This window comes from Pseudomonas sp. R1-43-08, from assembly GCF_003852255.1.
Classification (GTDB): domain Bacteria; phylum Pseudomonadota; class Gammaproteobacteria; order Pseudomonadales; family Pseudomonadaceae; genus Aquipseudomonas.
This window is the reverse complement of sequence record NZ_CP027734.1, coordinates 3,302,766-3,318,042: the sequence shown is the minus strand read 5'-3', so window position 1 is coordinate 3,318,042 and position 15,277 is coordinate 3,302,766. Positions and strand designations below refer to the sequence as shown.

General features: G+C 63.6%; 14 protein-coding genes. 10 read left to right on the top strand and 4 right to left on the bottom strand.

The genetic code is table 11. From position 1 onward, the window contains the following. The first annotated feature begins 49 nt into the window (after positions 1-49). The 10 genes from C4J87_RS15165 (at position 50) to C4J87_RS15120 (ending at position 10,220) form a co-directional block, all read left to right on the top strand. Positions 50-1,246, top strand: a complete 1,197-nt coding sequence (locus C4J87_RS15165; RefSeq protein WP_124367448.1) for an SfnB family sulfur acquisition oxidoreductase — start codon at positions 50-52, stop codon at positions 1,244-1,246. A gap of 12 nt (positions 1,247-1,258) precedes the next feature. Continuing rightward, positions 1,259-1,585 (top strand): acyl-CoA dehydrogenase, encoded by a 327-nt coding sequence (locus C4J87_RS15160; protein WP_124367447.1) that lies wholly within the window; start codon positions 1,259-1,261, stop codon positions 1,583-1,585. Continuing rightward, positions 1,585-3,009, top strand: a complete 1,425-nt coding sequence (locus C4J87_RS15155) for an LLM class flavin-dependent oxidoreductase (protein ID WP_124367446.1) — start codon at positions 1,585-1,587, stop codon at positions 3,007-3,009. The genes C4J87_RS15160 and C4J87_RS15155 overlap by 1 nt, the downstream gene beginning before the upstream one ends. 120 nt (positions 3,010-3,129) lie before the next feature. After that, on the top strand, positions 3,130-3,978 hold the full coding sequence (locus tag C4J87_RS15150) for an AMP-binding protein (RefSeq protein ID WP_124367445.1): 849 nt from the start codon (positions 3,130-3,132) through the stop codon (positions 3,976-3,978). After that, positions 3,975-4,745, top strand: coding sequence for an ABC transporter ATP-binding protein (locus C4J87_RS15145; RefSeq protein ID WP_124367444.1), 771 nt, complete (start codon positions 3,975-3,977; stop codon positions 4,743-4,745). The genes C4J87_RS15150 and C4J87_RS15145 overlap by 4 nt, the downstream gene beginning before the upstream one ends. Continuing rightward, entirely contained in the window at positions 4,745-5,626 is an 882-nt protein-coding gene (locus tag C4J87_RS15140) for a branched-chain amino acid ABC transporter permease (protein ID WP_124367443.1), read from the top strand. The genes C4J87_RS15145 and C4J87_RS15140 overlap by 1 nt, the downstream gene beginning before the upstream one ends. Positions 5,627-5,630: 4 nt before the next feature. Further along, positions 5,631-6,680, top strand: a complete 1,050-nt coding sequence (locus C4J87_RS15135) for a branched-chain amino acid ABC transporter permease (RefSeq protein ID WP_124367442.1) — start codon at positions 5,631-5,633, stop codon at positions 6,678-6,680. A 21-nt stretch (positions 6,681-6,701) separates the two neighbouring features. Then, positions 6,702-8,042, top strand: a complete 1,341-nt coding sequence (locus C4J87_RS15130; RefSeq protein ID WP_124367441.1) for an ABC transporter substrate-binding protein — start codon at positions 6,702-6,704, stop codon at positions 8,040-8,042. A 3-nt stretch (positions 8,043-8,045) separates the two neighbouring features. Further along, positions 8,046-8,813 (top strand): ABC transporter ATP-binding protein, encoded by a 768-nt coding sequence (locus C4J87_RS15125; RefSeq protein ID WP_124367440.1) that lies wholly within the window; start codon positions 8,046-8,048, stop codon positions 8,811-8,813. Between the two features lie 12 nt (positions 8,814-8,825). Further along, positions 8,826-10,220 (top strand): FAD/NAD(P)-binding protein, encoded by a 1,395-nt coding sequence (locus C4J87_RS15120; protein ID WP_124367439.1) that lies wholly within the window; start codon positions 8,826-8,828, stop codon positions 10,218-10,220. A 103-nt stretch (positions 10,221-10,323) separates the two neighbouring features. On the opposite strand, the gene C4J87_RS15115 is transcribed toward C4J87_RS15120, so the two are convergent. Genes C4J87_RS15115 through C4J87_RS15100 form a run of 4 tightly spaced genes read right to left on the bottom strand, consistent with a single transcriptional unit; the run spans position 10,324 to position 14,932 of the window. Next, on the bottom strand, positions 10,324-11,568 hold the full coding sequence (locus C4J87_RS15115; RefSeq protein ID WP_124367438.1) for an efflux RND transporter periplasmic adaptor subunit: 1,245 nt from the start codon (positions 11,566-11,568) through the stop codon (positions 10,324-10,326). After that, complete coding sequence (locus tag C4J87_RS15110) at positions 11,558-13,036, bottom strand: TolC family protein (protein ID WP_124367437.1); 1,479 nt, start codon at positions 13,034-13,036, stop codon at positions 11,558-11,560. Before C4J87_RS15110 ends, C4J87_RS15115 begins: the two co-directional genes overlap by 11 nt. Beyond that, positions 13,029-14,228: an ABC transporter permease gene (locus tag C4J87_RS15105; protein WP_124367436.1), complete on the bottom strand. Its 1,200-nt coding sequence runs from the start codon at positions 14,226-14,228 to the stop codon at positions 13,029-13,031. The genes C4J87_RS15110 and C4J87_RS15105 overlap by 8 nt, the downstream gene beginning before the upstream one ends. Further along, a complete protein-coding gene (locus C4J87_RS15100; RefSeq protein WP_124367435.1) occupies positions 14,225-14,932 on the bottom strand; it encodes an ABC transporter ATP-binding protein in 708 nt (235 codons plus the stop codon). Before C4J87_RS15100 ends, C4J87_RS15105 begins: the two co-directional genes overlap by 4 nt. Positions 14,933-15,277: the final 345 nt, after the last annotated feature.

Genomic DNA, 15,277 nt, shown 5'->3' with positions numbered 1-15,277 from the left:
GACTCCTGCAGTCACACAGGTCATCCCAATCGGAGCCTGGAGTCGGCTTATGTCAGCCCACCCTCAACACCCTGCCCACATCATTCGCTCGGACGCGGAGGCCATCGAGATCGCCACGCGCCTGGCCGAACGTTTTGCCGTCGACGCCAGCGCGCGTGACCGTGACCGCCGCCTGCCCGTTGCCGAACTCGACGAGTTTTCCGCCAGCGGCCTGTGGGGCATCACCGTTCCCAAAGCCTACGGCGGTGCCGGGGTGTCCTATGTGACGGTGGCCGAGGTGATCAAGTTGATCTCCGCCGCCGACCCGTCCCTGGGGCAGATCCCGCAGAACCATCTGGGCGTGGTGGATATCCTGCTGCAAACCGCCACTGAGGAGCAAAAGCGCTACTACTTCGGCAAGGTGCTGGCGGGCTATCGCTTCGGCAATGCGTTTTCCGAAGCCAAGAGCAAAAACGCCGGGACCTTCGACACGCAGATTCGCGTCGACGGCGACACCGCCCGCATTGACGGCGAGAAGTTCTATTGCACCGGCGCGCTGTTTGCGCACATCGTACCGACCGTCGGCAACAACGAGCACGGGCAGGCGCTGATTGCCTTCATCGAACGCGATGCGCCCGGCCTCACGGTGATCGACAGTTGGGATGGCTTCGGCCAACGCACGACCGCCAGTGGTGGCGTAACCCTCGACGGTGTGAGCGTGCCCTCGAGTGCGGTCATCCCCGCACACCTGGCGTTCGATCAACCCACCGCCAACGGCCCGATCTCGCAGATTATCCAGGCCTCAGTCGACACCGGCATCGCGCTGGGAGCTCTGGAGCAGGCGAAGATTCACGCCCGCCAGGCACGACCCTGGATCGACAGCCAGCAGGAACACGGCTGGCAAGACCCGTTCACTATTGCCGCGATCGGCGACCTGGAATGGCGCGTGCACGGCACCGAAGCCATTCTCGCCAAAGCCGGCAAGGCAGTGGACCAGGCGCTGGCCGAGCCGAGCGAAGACAGCGTGGCCCACGCCTCGTTGGTCGTCGCCCAAGCCAAAGTGCTGTCGGCGGAAACCGCCTTGCTCGCCAGCAGCAAGCTGTTCGAACTGGCCGGCACCCGCTCGGTGACCGGCAAGCACAACCTCGACCGCTTCTGGCGCAATGCGCGCACCCACACCCTGCACGACCCGGCGCGCTGGAAGTACCACCTGATCGGCAACTTCGTGCTCAACGGCGTGAAGCCTGCGCGCCACGCCTGGAACTGAGGAACCTTACCCATGACCGCACTGAATCAGGCGCGCCAACTGCTGGAAAGTACCCGACGTTTTGTCGCAAAAAGTGATGACCCTTACGTGATCAGCCGCTTCGGTGATTTGCAGATCCGCGTCGACGTGGCCGCCGCTTTGTTTGAACGCGCCGAAACCCATCCGAGCCCGGTCGCCTTGGCCGAAGCGCAAATCGCGGCTGCCGAAGCCCTCATCGTCGCCAGTAATGCCGAGTTCGAACTGACCGGTCAACGCACCGCGCTGCCACCCACACTCGATGACCCGCTGCGTTGGAAATACCAGATTGTCGGCAACTACCACCTCAACGGAGTGCTTTGATGTCCCGTGAAATCCGCTTGAATGCCTTCGACATGAACTGTGTCGGCCACCAATCCCCCGGCCTGTGGGCGCACCCGCGTGACCGCTCGTGGCAATACAAAGACCTGGAATACTGGACCGACCTGGCGAAGATCCTTGAGCGCGGCAAGTTCGACGGCCTGTTTATCGCCGACGTGCTGGGCATCTATGACGTGTACAACGGCAACGGCGACGCGGCGATTCGCCAGGCGACCCAGGTGCCGGTCAATGATCCGTTATCGCTGATCACGCCGATGGCGCTGGTCACCGAGCACCTGGGGTTCGGCCTGACCGCCTCGCTGTCCTTCGAGCATCCGTATCCGTTTGCACGCAGGCTCTCCACCCTCGATCACCTGACCAAGGGGCGCGTCGGTTGGAATATCGTCACGTCCTACCTGGAAAGCGGCGCCAAGAATCTTGGCCAGAAGGCCCAGACCGAACACGACGCACGTTATGACTACGCCGAGGAATACCTGGAAGTTTGCTACAAGCTCTGGGAAGGCAGCTGGGAAGAGGGCGCCGTGCTGCGTGACCGCAAACGCCGGATTTTCAGCGACCCGAGCAAGATCCACGAGATTCGCCATGTGGGCAAACACTTCCAGGTACCCGGCATTCACCTGTGCGAACCCTCGCCACAGCGGACACCAGTGCTCTACCAGGCGGGGGCCTCGAGCCGTGGCAAACAGTTCGCCGCCGAACAGGCCGAGTGCGTGTTCGTGGCCGCGCCGTCCAAGGTGCTGCTGAAAAAGACCGTGGCCGATATTCGCCGGCGCGCGGCCGAGGCAGGGCGTGATCCGCGCAAAATCCTGATCTTCAACTTGCAAACGGTGATCGTCGGCGAGACTGACGCGCAGGCCAAGGCCAAGTTCGATGAATACAAGTCCTATGTCAGCTACGAAGGCGCGATGGCGCTGATCTCTGGCTGGACCGGTATCGATTTCAGCCGGTTCAGGCCCGATGAGCCGCTCAAGCATGTGCATACCAACGCCATCCAGTCGGCCGTGGAAGCCTTCTCCACAGCGGACCCGAACAAGGTCTGGACGCCGAATGAACTGGCCGACTGGGTCGGCATCGGTGGTTTTGGCCCGCTGTTTGTCGGCGGACCGCAGACGGTCGCGGACCTGCTCCAGGAATGGGTGGAAGAGACCGATGTGGACGGCTTCAACCTGGCCTATGCGCTGACCCACGAAACCTTCATCGACGCGGTGGATTTGCTGGTGCCGGAGTTGCAGAAGCGCGGTGTGTACAAGACCGAATACGCCCAGGGCACTTTGCGTGAGAAGTTGTTTGGCGAGGGGCCGAGGTTGGGCGCCAATCACCCCGGCGCCGGCTACCGTGACCTCTCTGGTTCACACAAAACCCCTGTGGGAGGGGGCTTGCCCCCGATAGCGGTGGGTCAGCTTTAGATAGGTTGACTGACACACCGCCATCGGGGGCAAGCCCCCTCCCACAGTTGATTTGCATTGCCTGATAGAACCCAGCCAGCGGACCACCGCACGCCCACCACTGATAGGAGCATCACCCCTATGAGCGTGCCCGAACCCAAAGCCGCCCTGGAACGCCTGCACCACTGGGCACAGCTCACACCATTGCACATCGCCCTGCGCCACAAGCGCCAGGGCCACTGGCATGCCTGGCGCTGGATCGACGCGTTGCGCGACGTCGAACGCGTGGCTGACGGTTTGCGCCAGCAGGGCTTCAGCGAACAGTCGCGGCTGGCACTCAGCGGCGCATTCGAGCCGAACCTATTGTTGCTGGCGCTGGCCGCCCAGTCGGTGGGCGGGCAGGTGCTGACGCTGGCCGACAGCCTCGAGCCCCAGGCCTTGCAGCAACAGCTGTGGCGCATTCGCCCCAGCCACGCCTACGTGCAGGGTCGCCAACCCGATTGGGAGTTCACCCAACGGTTGGACTTCGCCCAGCTGCTTGGCCCCTTAGATCCCGCGCAACGCATCAGCCGCTGGTGGCACCCCACCGGCGAAACCCTGCTGTGGAGCGAGGAGGGCACCCACTGGCAAGGTGGCCTCGCCGTGGTGTTGGAACAATGGCTGAACAGCGGCCACGGCCTGGCCTTCCCGGAGACCCTGGCCTCGGCGCGGCGCGACCGCAGCGAAGTCGCCCCCACCGGTCTGCTGCTGTCGCCCGAACGCTTGCAGCACCTGGCCGACGACATCGAAAACCGCCTTGCCCCACGCGGCACCTGGCGTCGACGCCTGTGTGACTGGGCCATCGCCCATCCGCAAAGCGGCCTGCGCCGGTTGCTGAAGAATCGTGTGCGTACGCTGCTGGGCTTCCAGCGCCTGGGCTACATCTGGCAACCGCTTAAAGCCACCGCCGAGCCTACCTGGCTGGCCGAATTCAAACGGGACATTGCATGAGCCAGGCCATTCTCCAGGTGCGTGATATTTCGCTGTCGTTCAAAGGCGTCAAGGCCATCAACGCGTTGTCTTTCGAGGTGCGGCGCGGTGAGATCTGCGCGCTGATCGGCCCTAACGGCGCCGGCAAAAGCTCGCTGCTTAACGTGCTCAATGGTGTGTATCGCTTCGATGCCGGCGAGATCCTGTTCGAGGCGCAACACTTGCATCGCATCGACCCGCTGGGCGCTGCACGCAGAGGCATCGGCCGTACGTTCCAGAACAATGCGCTGTTCAAGAAAATGAGCGTGCTGGACAACCTTCTCACCGGCCTGTCGCGGCATATGCGCAGCACCTTCATCGAACAGGCCCTCGGCTTGCCCCGCGCGCGGCGTGAAGCCGAAGCGTTCCGTGAGCGCGCCCAGGGCATCCTGGACTTCCTGGAGTTGCAAGCCCATCGCGAGGTGCTGGTGGGCAACCTGTCCTATGGCTTGCAAAAGCGCGTGGAACTGGGCCGAGCGTTGATCGCCGGGCCCAGCCTGTTGTTGCTGGATGAGCCCATGGCCGGGATGAACGCCGAGGAAAAACAGGAAATGGCGCGCTTCGTCGCCGACGTGAACCGTGACCTGGGCACCACCGTGGTGTTGATCGAGCACGACATGGGCGTGGTCATGGGCCTGTCCGACCATGTGGTGGTACTCGATTACGGGCGCAAGGTCGGCGACGGCACACCCGGCGAGGTGCAGGCCAATCCCGAGGTGATTGCGGCCTACCTGGGAGTGACACATTGATGACCTTCTTCTTCGAAACCCTGCTCGGCGGCCTGCTCGCCGGGACCTTGTATTCGCTGGTCGCCATCGGCTTTGTGCTGATCTACAAGGCCAGCGGCGTGTTCAACTTTGCCCAGGGCGCGATGCTGCTGTTTGCCGCGCTGACATTCGTCAGCCTGCATGACCAGGGCGTACCGTTTGCCTTGGCGTTGCTGCTGACGGTGATCGTGATGGTCGTCGGCGCCTTGCTCATCGAACGCCTGGTGCTGCGGCCACTGGTGAACCGGTCGCAGATCACCCTGTTCATGGCCACCCTCGGCCTGTCGTTCATCATCGAGGGCCTGGCCCAAGGCTTGATGGGCTCGCAGGTGCGCGCGCTGGACCTGGGCATCGATGACGTGCCGCTGTTCGTCGGGCCGCTGATGCTCAGCCAGTTCGACCTGATCGCTGCGGCCACCGCCGTGGTGCTGGTGACGGTGCTCGCGCTGCTGTTCAACAAGACCCGTATCGGTGTGTCGTTGCGCGCGGTGGCGGATGACACCACGGCGGCGCTGTCCATCGGCATCAACCTCAACCGCATCTGGCAGATCGTCTGGGCAGTGGCCGGCATCGTCGGGCTGGTGGCCGGACTGTTGTGGGGCGCGCGCCAGGGCGTGCAGTTCTCCTTGTCGCTGGTGGTGCTCAAGGCCTTGCCGGTGCTGATCATCGGCGGCTTCACCTCGATTGGCGGGGCGATTGTCGGCGGGCTGATTGTCGGCGCGGCGGAGAACCTCGCCGAGGTGTATATCGGCCCGTGGATCGGCGGCGGCATCACGCCGTGGTTCGCCTATGTCGTGGCCCTGGCCTTTCTGTATATCCGTCCCGCCGGCCTGTTTGGCGAGCGCGCTATCGAGCGAGTCTGAAGCCATGTCGACTTCTGTTGCACAACCCACCGCGCCGCTGCTGCTGGTGCCGCGTCGCTTGCCCTTGGGTCTGTTCGCCTGGCTGGCGCTGGCGTTTATCGCGGTACCGCTGTGGGGCGATGATTATTGGCTCAATGCGATTCTGGTGCCGTTTTTGGTGCTGTCGCTGGCCGGGCTGGGCCTGAACCTGCTCACCGGTTACACCGGGCAGACATCGGTCGGCGCGGCGGGCTTCATGGCGGTCGGGGCCTTCGCCACCTACGGTTTTCTGTTGCGCCTGCCGGAGTTGGGCTTGCCGCTGGCGTTGCTCGGCGGTGGGATTATCAGCGCGCTGGTGGGCCTGTTGTTCGGCCTGCCCAGCTCGCGGATCAAGGGTTTCTACTTGATGGTGACGACGCTGGCGGCGCAGTTTTTCCTTGAGTGGCTGTTCGTCAAATTCCCCTGGTTCTATAACTATGGCTCTTCCGGGACGATTTCCGCCCCGCAGCTGACGCTGTTCGGCCACGACCTCAACACCCCGTTGGGCCGCTATTGGTTGACCCTGGTCACGGTGCTGCTGTTGACCTGGACCGCCGTCAACCTGGTGCGCAGCCAGGTGGGGCGCAACTGGATGGCGATCCGCGACATGGACACCGCGGCCGCCGTGGTCGGCATTCCGGTGGTGCGCTACAAGCGCCTGGCGTTCGCGATCAGCTCGTTCTATTTAGGCGTGGCCGGTGCGCTGTGGGCCTTCGCCTACCTGGGCACGGCCAGTGCCAGCAGTTTCGATATCAACCGCTCGTTCCAGATCCTGTTCATCATCATTATCGGTGGCATGGGCAGCATCGCCGGCAACTTCGTGGGCGCGGCCTTTATCAGCTTGCTGCCGATTCTGCTCAGCCACGCCGGGCAGGCGCTGTTCGGCGGCGCGGTGGATGCGGGGCAGTTGCAGAACCTGCAGAAAATCATCTTTGGCGTGTTGATCATCGTGTTCCTGATCAAGGAACCCGAGGGCCTGATTCGCCTGTTGCACAACCTGCGTGAGCGTCTGCGGCAGTGGCCGCTGCGCTTCTAACCTTCCCTCAAGAGAATCTCCATGCGTGCATCCCTGAAACGTTCCCTGGTCGGCACCGCATTCGCGCTGGCGGCCTTGACCGGCGCCGTGCCCCAGGCCATGGCTTCGCCCGACCAGCAATTCATTCCCCTGGCCACCTACCGGGTCGGCGCCTATGCCTCCAGCGGCGTGCAGGTGTGGGCCGGGATGATCGACTACCTGCGCTATATCAATGAAGTCGAAGGCGGCATCAACGGCGTGAAGCTGGTGTGGCAGGAGTGCGAGACCGAATGGACGGCGGAGAAGGGCATCGAGTGCTACGAGCGCTTCAAGAATGGCTTGGACGGCGCGCCGGTCGCGGTGTACCAGCCCAACGGCGCGCCGGCGGCCTACGCACTCAGCGAACGGGCGGAAGTGGACAAGATCCCGCTGATCACCTTGGGTTACGGGCGCACCGAAGCCACCGACGGCAGAGTGTTTCCCTACAACTTTCCGGTAATGCTGACCTTCTACAGCGAGGCCTCGACCCTGGTGAACTACATCGCCGAGCGCGAAGGCGGCTTCGACAAACTCAAGGGCAAGAAGATCGCCACGGTCTATCACGACTCGGCCTACGGTCGCGAAACCCTCGGCCCATTGAAGCTGCTTGCCGAAAAGTACGGCTTTGAAAATATCCAGATCCCGGTGGCCGACCCCGGCAACGAGCAGTCGGCGCAGTGGCGTCAGGTCCGCCAGGCCAATCCGGATTGGGTATTCCTGCGCACCTGGGGCGTGTCGACCCCGGTGGCGGTGAAGACGGCGGCGCGCTTCGGCTTCCCGGTCGACCATATCATCGGCGATATCTGGGCCAGTTCCAGCGAAGACGTGTTGCCCGCCGGTGTTGCCGCCAAAGGCTACCTGGCGCTTACGCCGTACCCGTCAGGCAGCGATTTCGAGATCCACAAACGCCTCAAGCAATACGTCCTCGACAAGGGCCACAGCGACCTCAAGGACCTGAAAAACTTCGGCAGTGTTTACTACAACTCAGGCCTGGTGAACGCCGCTGTGGCGGTGGAGGCGATCCGCACGGGCCAGGCCCGCTTCGGCAAGCGCCCGCTCAATGGCGAAGAGGGCCGCTGGGGCCTGGAACACCTGAATATCGACGATGCGCGCCTCAAAGACATGGGCTACCTGGGCCTGATGCAGAACCTCAAGCTGTCCTGCCGCGACCACGAGGGCGGCGGCTCGGCGCGGGTGCAGCAGTGGGACGGTGCCAACTGGGCGCTGATCAGCGACTGGATCGCCGCTGACCGTGCGCTGTTGCGTCCGCTGATCGATGAAAAATCCGCCGCGTTCGCCAAGGAAAAACACCTGACGCCACGCACCTGCAACGGGGATGAATAAACCATGAATCAGCCTGCCATCGAGCCAGGGCGCCCGGCGTTGCTGACGGTCGACGACATCGAGGTGATCTATGACGGTGCGATCCTGGCGGTGGCCGGGGTGTCGCTGAGTGTGCCCAAGGGCGCCATCGTTGCGTTGCTTGGCGCCAATGGCGCCGGCAAGAGCACCACTCTCAAGGCCATTTCCGGGTTGGTGCGGGCCGAGCGCGCCGAAGTCAGCCGTGGCCGCATCGAATACGCCGGCCACGACCTGGCGGGTGTGGACCCCAGCCAGCGCGTGCGCCAGGGCATGGTGCATGTGCTGGAAGGCCGTCATGTGTTCGGCCAGCTCACGGTGGAAGACAACCTGCGCAGCGGCGGCTTCGTGCGGCGCTTGAGTCGCAAGGAACTGGCCAGCGACCTGGAGCGTATCTACACCTGGTTCCCCAGGCTCAAGACCAAGCGCCACACCCGCGCCGGGCTGACCTCCGGGGGCGAGCAGCAAATGGTCGCCATTGGCCGGGCATTGATGACCCGTCCTGCGTTGGTGCTGCTCGACGAGCCATCAATGGGGTTGGCGCCGATGATCGTGCAGGAGATCTTCGCGATCATTGCGCAGCTCAACCGCGACGAGCAGGTGAGCTTTCTGATCGCTGAGCAGAACATCAACGTCGCGCTCACCTATGCGTCCCACGGGTACGTGTTGGATACTGGGCGGGTGGTGTTGAGTGGCAGTGCCGCCGAGCTGTTGGCACGGGGTGATTTGCATGACATTTATCTGGGTAAACGCTAAGGGCGAACGTGCATGAGTGAATCGATCCGCAACGCTGATGTACTGATCGTCGGCGGCGGCCTGAGCGGTACGATGCTGGCGGTGCAGTTGCTGCGCCTGCCAGGCCGGCGGCGCATCCTGGTGATTGAGCCGCGCGCGGAACTGGGGCGGGGCGAGGCCTACAGTGCGGTCGAGCTGGGCCACACCTTGAACGGCAATGCGGCGCGCATGAGTGTCGACCCGGACAATGCCGATGACCTGACCCAATGGCTCACCGCCTACATTGGCGCCGGGGGGTGGCCGGAATCGGCCCAACAGCCTGTGCCCATCAGCGAACTGTTCCCGCCACGCGGGATTTTTGGTCTGTACGCGCAGCAGCGCCTGGCTGAGGCCAAGGCGCTGTCGGCTTCCACGGTCGAGCATGTCCGTGCAGAGGTGGTCGACTTACAGGTTGAGGCTGCGGGCACCTTGGTGTCCCTGGATAACGGCGAACGCCTGCGTGGCACCTTTGCGGTATTGGCCACCGGCATGTTCCCGGCGGCACGCACACCGCAGACCGAATCCAGCGGACTGAACGCTGCGGCGCTAGACCCGTGGGACGTACAGGCCATGACCCAGCTCGACCCGCATGCGACCGTGCTGATCATCGGCTCCGGGCTGACCATGGTGGATGCCGTGGTGTCCCTGGAACACGCCGGGCACCGTGGGCCGATCGAGGTGTTCTCGCGCCATGGTCTGTTGCCCCATGTGCGCCGCCAGCCGCCGGGCTGGGACGACTTTCTTGGCGCTGATCCCGCGCTGCGCAGCCCTCGACAACTGTTGCGCGAAGTGCGACGTCAATGCCGTATCGCGCTGGACCGGGACATCGATTGGCAGGCGCCGCTGGACACGGTGCGGGTGCACATCGCGAGGTTGTGGAGCCAGGCCAGCGACCGCGAAAAACGCCAGTTCGTGCGGCATGTGCGGCCGTGGTGGGAAAGCCATCACCACCGTTCGCCGCCGTTGAGTGCGCAGTTGGTGGAACGCTTGCATGCAGAAGGACGCCTGCAGATTCACGCGGCGTCGTTCAAGGGGCTGGTGCCTTCGGCCAGCGGTGTGGCGATTCGCCTGCGCCATCGCGGTGAGCAGGCGCTCACCCAGGTGCACGGAGCGGCGCTGATCAACTCCAGCGGCATCGAATACGACTGGCGCCGCGTGGCCCGGCCGTTGCCGCAACAACTGCTCAAGCGCGGGTTGATCCGGCCGGGGCCGTTGGCGCTGGGGATTGCGGCGGATACGTCTGGCGCAGTGCTGGATGCCCAAGGCCAGGTGAGTGAGCGGCTGTTCGCCATGGGCCCGCCGTTGCGGGGTATGTGGTGGGAGAGCACCGCTGTCACGGACGTGGCGATTCAGGCCAAGGCACTGGCCTTGAAACTGACTCAAATCTAAATGTGGGAGGGGGCTTGCTCCCGATGGCGGTGGGTCAGTTAAAGCATGTGTGACTGATTCACCGCTATCGGGAGCAAGCCCCCTCCCACAGTTGGATCTTCATTTATCTTGAGGTCTTCACAAATCCTGGCTTGAGGCCGAACACCTCGACGCCTTGCGGCGTTGATTGCCCGGTCGTCACCTTCACCCGCTCCAATGGCTGGTCCATCGCCGCTCGGTACTCGACGGTGCTGTCCGGGCCGAGTGCCTCGCTCGGCACCACAATCGCCTGCGCATTGTTGTAAGTCACAATGGTCAAGCGCGCGCTCATTCCCAGCCGCACCCGCTGCAATTGCTGCGGCGTGAGCCTGGGGATCGACAAGGTCACCGCAAACTGCGCGCTGCCCTGGCTGTCGTTGGCGATCGCCAGGCCGCTGACCACGCTTACCGAACCGGTCAGGCGCTCACCGTCAAACCCATCGCCCATAACTTCCACCGCCTGCCCTTGATGCAGTTGGTTGATGTCCAGTTCAGAGACCTTCGCGACGATTTTCAAACGCTCGATATTGGCCAGGCCGAACAGCACCTGGCCCTGGCTGACCTTGCTGCCGGCTTGTACCGGTGCGTTGTTAGTGCTGCCGCCCTGGGACGAGGTGCTGATGCCGGGCGCGGGCACCACGATGCCGGAGAAGGGCGCCTTGACCTCCTTGCCTTCGAGCAGGGTGTGCAGGGCGTCATATTTGACCGTGGCGTTGGTCAGCTCCATATCGGCGATCTGCCGGTATACGCCCTTGCCCTGCTCCAGCGCCTGTTGCAGTTCACTGCGCGCCGCTGTCAGGTCCAGCTGTTGCTGCTGGGTCTGTTGCTTAAGGTCGTCGAGCTCGTTGCGCGGGATGATGCCGCGCTTGAACAGGTTTTCGCTTTCAGTGAGTTTGCGCTGGGTATTGCCGGCAGTCATTTCTGCGGTGCGCAGGCTGCGCCGGGCACGGCTGACGGCGGCGCTGCTGTCCCAGTCCTGCATTTCCTGCACGGTGCGCCGGGCCTTGAGCTGGGCCGAAAGGGCTTCGCGCAGTTGCACTTCTAAGGTGGCCGGGTCCATGCGCAACAGCACCTGGCCGGCCTCGACGCGTTGGCCTTGCTCGACCAGGTTGGCCAAGACATTGCCGTCGAACGGCGCGGTGAGCGTAACGGTGGTGTCGGGCTCGATCTTGCCCACCAGGCCGATCTGGTGCACCAGCGGGTCGGGCTTCACCGCCAGCCATTGTTCACGGGTGGCCGGCCCTTCGGCCGGGCTGCGCAGGGCGAGCCCCGCCGCTGCCAGCAGCACGATCAACCCAGCACCCAGCAGGCGTTTGCGATTAGTAGTCATTGAGGGCGATTTCCCAGCTTTCCAGGGTCATGCCCAGCGTCAAGTCAAGCTGGGTCTGAGCGTTCAAATAAGCGATCAGCGCATTGAGGCGCGCGTTTTCGGCGTTGCGCAGGTCAGTCTCGAAGCTCAGCACCTGAAAGTTGGTGGAGCGCCCGGCGCTGAGTTTTTCCCGTTCGATCTCGATCTTGCGCCGCGACAGCTCCACGGCGCGCTGGGAGATTTCATATTGGCGCCAACGGGTGCCGAGGTCGCGCACCACGTCGTTGACGTTGCGTTCCAGTTCCTGGCGGGCGTCGGTGATGCGGATTTCCTGGTCCTCGACATTCACCCGCGCGCGTACTTCTGCCTGGCGCGTGCTGATGTCACCAATGGGGATCTGCACCTGTACCCCGGCGTAGCTGTCCCAGGTGCGGTTATTGGTACGGCCGTTATCGTTATCGTAGGCGTCGCGCACCTGATTCGCACCGGCCACCAGGTCCACTTGCCAACGCCCGGAGTCCTTGGCGATCACCAGGTTCAGGTCGGCTTGCTGGCTGCCCAGCAGCGCGGCGAGGTATTCCGGTTGCTGGGTTTGCGCGAGGTTGAACGCTTGGCGCCTGTCGATTTGCATGGGCCTGGCCTCCAGGGCTTCGGTGGCGCGAATCGGCGTGGACAGGTCCAGGGCCAGCAGGCGCAGCAGGGCCAGGCGACTGGTATCGAGTTGGTTCTGCGCTTCTTCGACGCCCAATTGCTGGGTGGCGATGTCGGCTTCGGTCTGCACGATCTCGAACTCGGCCATGCGCCCGGCGCTGATCAATGCCTTGTTCACCTCCAGCAGGGTGTTGGAACGCTTGAGCGCGTCCTGGACGATCACCTGTTGTTCTTGGGCCCGCAGCAGCTCGCGGTAAGTCGCGATGATCTGGCTGATGGTTTGCGCCACGGTAGCCTTGAGGTTGAGACGGTTGGCCTGCTCCGCCAGGCGCGACAGGCGCAGCGGCGCCGTGGTGGCGTCCCAGCCGGCGCCGCGCATCAGCGGCTGGATGACGGCCAGGTCAAGGCCGTCGCTGCGGTAACGGCCGGCACGGTCGGCGTTGTTCAATTGCTGGGTCCAGGCCATGCTCAAACGGGTGCCGTATTCGCCGAGCAGGCTGGTGGACGGTGCGAGGTTGGCGTTGCGCGCGCTGTCCTGGGAACCGCGTGTGCCACGGTAATAACTGTTGAGGGTGAGCTTGGGGTTGAACACGTCTTCGGCGACCCGCAGGTCGAACTTCTGCGCGACCCGCTGCAGGTAAGCGCTGCGGATCGCCGGGTTGTTGCGCAGGCCCAGGTACACGGCGTCGCCCAGGGTCAAGGTCGTCACCTGGGCGTTCAGCGATATGCCGCGGTCATAGCCGCTGCGGGTGCTGCTGGGCGCCGAGGGTTTGACCACCACGTCGGCCGCCATGCCGTGCAGGCTGACCAGCGCCAGCAGCAGTAGCCCCTTATTCATCGCGCAAGGCCTCCACCGGTTGCAACCGTGAGGCCGAGACCGCCGGGTAGATGCCAAAGAACAGACCCACCAGCAACGTACTGCCGACGCCCAGGGGCAGGGCGGCCACCGCCAGGGAAAATGCCCAGCCCGACAGCCACGCGTAGAACCAGGCGGCGGTCATGCCCAGTACCGCGCCGCACAACGCGCCGACGGCGGTCAAGGTGACGGCTTCGAGCAGGAACAGGTTGCGGATATCCCGCTGGCGCGCGCCCAGGGCCATGCGAATGCCGATCTCACGGCGCCGCTCCGATACGTTCATCAGCATCACATTCATCACCCCGACACCGCCGCCCACCAGCGAAATCGCGCCGAGGGCCAACAGCAGATAGGCGAAGGTGCGGCTTTGGCGGGTCATGCCGTCGATCATTTGCTGGGGTACGGTGATGTCGACCGTGTGCTCAGTCAATTGCGGTTGCAGCGCGGCGGCGGCGTCCCGCGCCACACGTTCCATGTCTTGTCCAGGCTGGGCGCGGATGATCACATTGTTGATCTGCGGGCTGGCGAGGATACGCCGCATGCCCTCGACGGGAATGAACAGCGATTCATTGGCTTGCACCGGCATCAGCATCGCGCGGGGCTGGTTGTGCAGGATGCCGATGATCAGGAACAGGTAGTCGTTGATGCGCACGCGGTCGCCCAGTTTGAGCGGCTCACCGGGTGCGCCGAGCGCCTGGGCGACCTGGTCACCGATCACACCATAGGTTTCATTGGCATCGAAGGCGGACAGGAAACGCCCCTCGCGCAGCGCCAGGCGCATGGCGGCGTGTACATCCGGGGTGCTGCCGACGAAGTTGGCATTGGCGCTGCGGCCATGGAACACGATGGGCCCGCTGAACAGGCTGAGCGCGCCGATATGGGCGATGCCCGGCACAGCCTGGCGCACCGGTTCCAGGTCGATCTGGCTGCGCATCGCTACGTTGCTGGTGCCTTTGGGCGGGAACTGGACGACCAGGGTGTCGGTGCCCATGTCCTTGAAAATCATCGCGGCGTCGGTCGCGGCGTTATGGCCGATATTGATCAACGCCACCACCGATGAGCTGCCGATCACGATACCCAGCAGGGCCAGCACCGAGCGTTTGCCCAGGGTGCGCAGGCTGATGAACGCTTCATGCAGCAGTTGGCTCAGGCTCTGCTCGACCCGCAGGCTCATCGGCGCTGGTCCTCGTGCACTACGCCGTTGCGCACCCGGATCTTGCGCTCCAGCCGCTCGGCGATCTGCGCGTCGTGGGTGACGATGATCAGCGTTACCTGTTGCTCGCGATTGAGGGTGAGGAGCAGGTCCATGATGTCTTGGGCGGTGCTGCTGTCGAGGTTGCCGGTGGGTTCGTCGGCGAGGATGACCGAGGGCTTGCCGACCAGCGCCCGCGCGATGGCGACGCGCTGGCGTTGACCACCGGAGAGGTCAGCGGGACGATGATGGGCGCGCTCGGCCAGGCCGACTTGCTCGAGCATGCGCAAGGCCTGCTCCACCGATTCATGGCGAGATACGCCACGATAACTGAGCGGGAGCGCGACGTTGTCGAGGGCGCTGAGGCGCGGCAGCAGGTTGAAGCTCTGGAACACGAAACCGATCTGCTGGTTACGGATCGCCGCCAGTTCATCCGCCGTGGCGTTGAAAATGTCATGGCCGGCGAAGTGGTACTGGCCGCAGTTGGGCAAGTCCAACAGGCCGAGGATATTGAGCAGGGTGCTTTTGCCGGAGCCGGATGCGCCGAGGATGCCGCAGCTGTCACCGCTGGCGATGGACAGGCACACGTCATTCAGAATCGACAGCTGTTGCCCGGCAAGCTGATAGCTTTTGCCGATGCCTTGCAGGGAAATCAAGCTGGGGTGCGCGGGGGTCTCGGTCATCATGACTACGCCTGCAGTCTCGACGGTCTTGGGTGGCCCTGCAAATCTTTGTAACAAGTTTGCGGGGCTGCCGATGCCGTCACCGACTAGTTTAATTTCTTGTTTTTAAAAAATTGTTTGAATAGTAACCGCGTTCAATCCGCTTCGCCAGCTGTGGATGTAGAGCGGTTTGTTGCGTTGAGACGACGTTTGCGCAGGCCTTGCGAAGGGTTGAAAATCCGTTGGCGGCCATGAATATTCGCGCATGCAAGGCTTTTGCTCATATGGCACCGTGTCATTACTTGCATTCGAACGAAGGCCCCGGTATAAAAAATCAAATTATTTTTTAAAACAATATTTCCCCCGTGG

Coding starts and splice junctions, on each gene's coding strand:
- C4J87_RS15115 (WP_124367438.1), bottom strand. CDS start 11,568: ATGACTACTAATCGCAAACGCCTGCTGGGTGCTGGGTTGATCGTGCTG.
- C4J87_RS15145 (WP_124367444.1), top strand. CDS start 3,975: ATGAGCCAGGCCATTCTCCAGGTGCGTGATATTTCGCTGTCGTTCAAA.
- C4J87_RS15130 (WP_124367441.1), top strand. CDS start 6,702: ATGCGTGCATCCCTGAAACGTTCCCTGGTCGGCACCGCATTCGCGCTG.
- C4J87_RS15140 (WP_124367443.1), top strand. CDS start 4,745: ATGACCTTCTTCTTCGAAACCCTGCTCGGCGGCCTGCTCGCCGGGACC.
- C4J87_RS15150 (WP_124367445.1), top strand. CDS start 3,130: ATGAGCGTGCCCGAACCCAAAGCCGCCCTGGAACGCCTGCACCACTGG.
- C4J87_RS15160 (WP_124367447.1), top strand. CDS start 1,259: ATGACCGCACTGAATCAGGCGCGCCAACTGCTGGAAAGTACCCGACGT.
- C4J87_RS15165 (WP_124367448.1), top strand. CDS start 50: ATGTCAGCCCACCCTCAACACCCTGCCCACATCATTCGCTCGGACGCG.
- C4J87_RS15110 (WP_124367437.1), bottom strand. CDS start 13,036: ATGAATAAGGGGCTACTGCTGCTGGCGCTGGTCAGCCTGCACGGCATG.
- C4J87_RS15120 (WP_124367439.1), top strand. CDS start 8,826: ATGAGTGAATCGATCCGCAACGCTGATGTACTGATCGTCGGCGGCGGC.
- C4J87_RS15100 (WP_124367435.1), bottom strand. CDS start 14,932: ATGATGACCGAGACCCCCGCGCACCCCAGCTTGATTTCCCTGCAAGGC.
- C4J87_RS15105 (WP_124367436.1), bottom strand. CDS start 14,228: ATGAGCCTGCGGGTCGAGCAGAGCCTGAGCCAACTGCTGCATGAAGCG.
- C4J87_RS15155 (WP_124367446.1), top strand. CDS start 1,585: ATGTCCCGTGAAATCCGCTTGAATGCCTTCGACATGAACTGTGTCGGC.
- C4J87_RS15125 (WP_124367440.1), top strand. CDS start 8,046: ATGAATCAGCCTGCCATCGAGCCAGGGCGCCCGGCGTTGCTGACGGTC.
- C4J87_RS15135 (WP_124367442.1), top strand. CDS start 5,631: ATGTCGACTTCTGTTGCACAACCCACCGCGCCGCTGCTGCTGGTGCCG.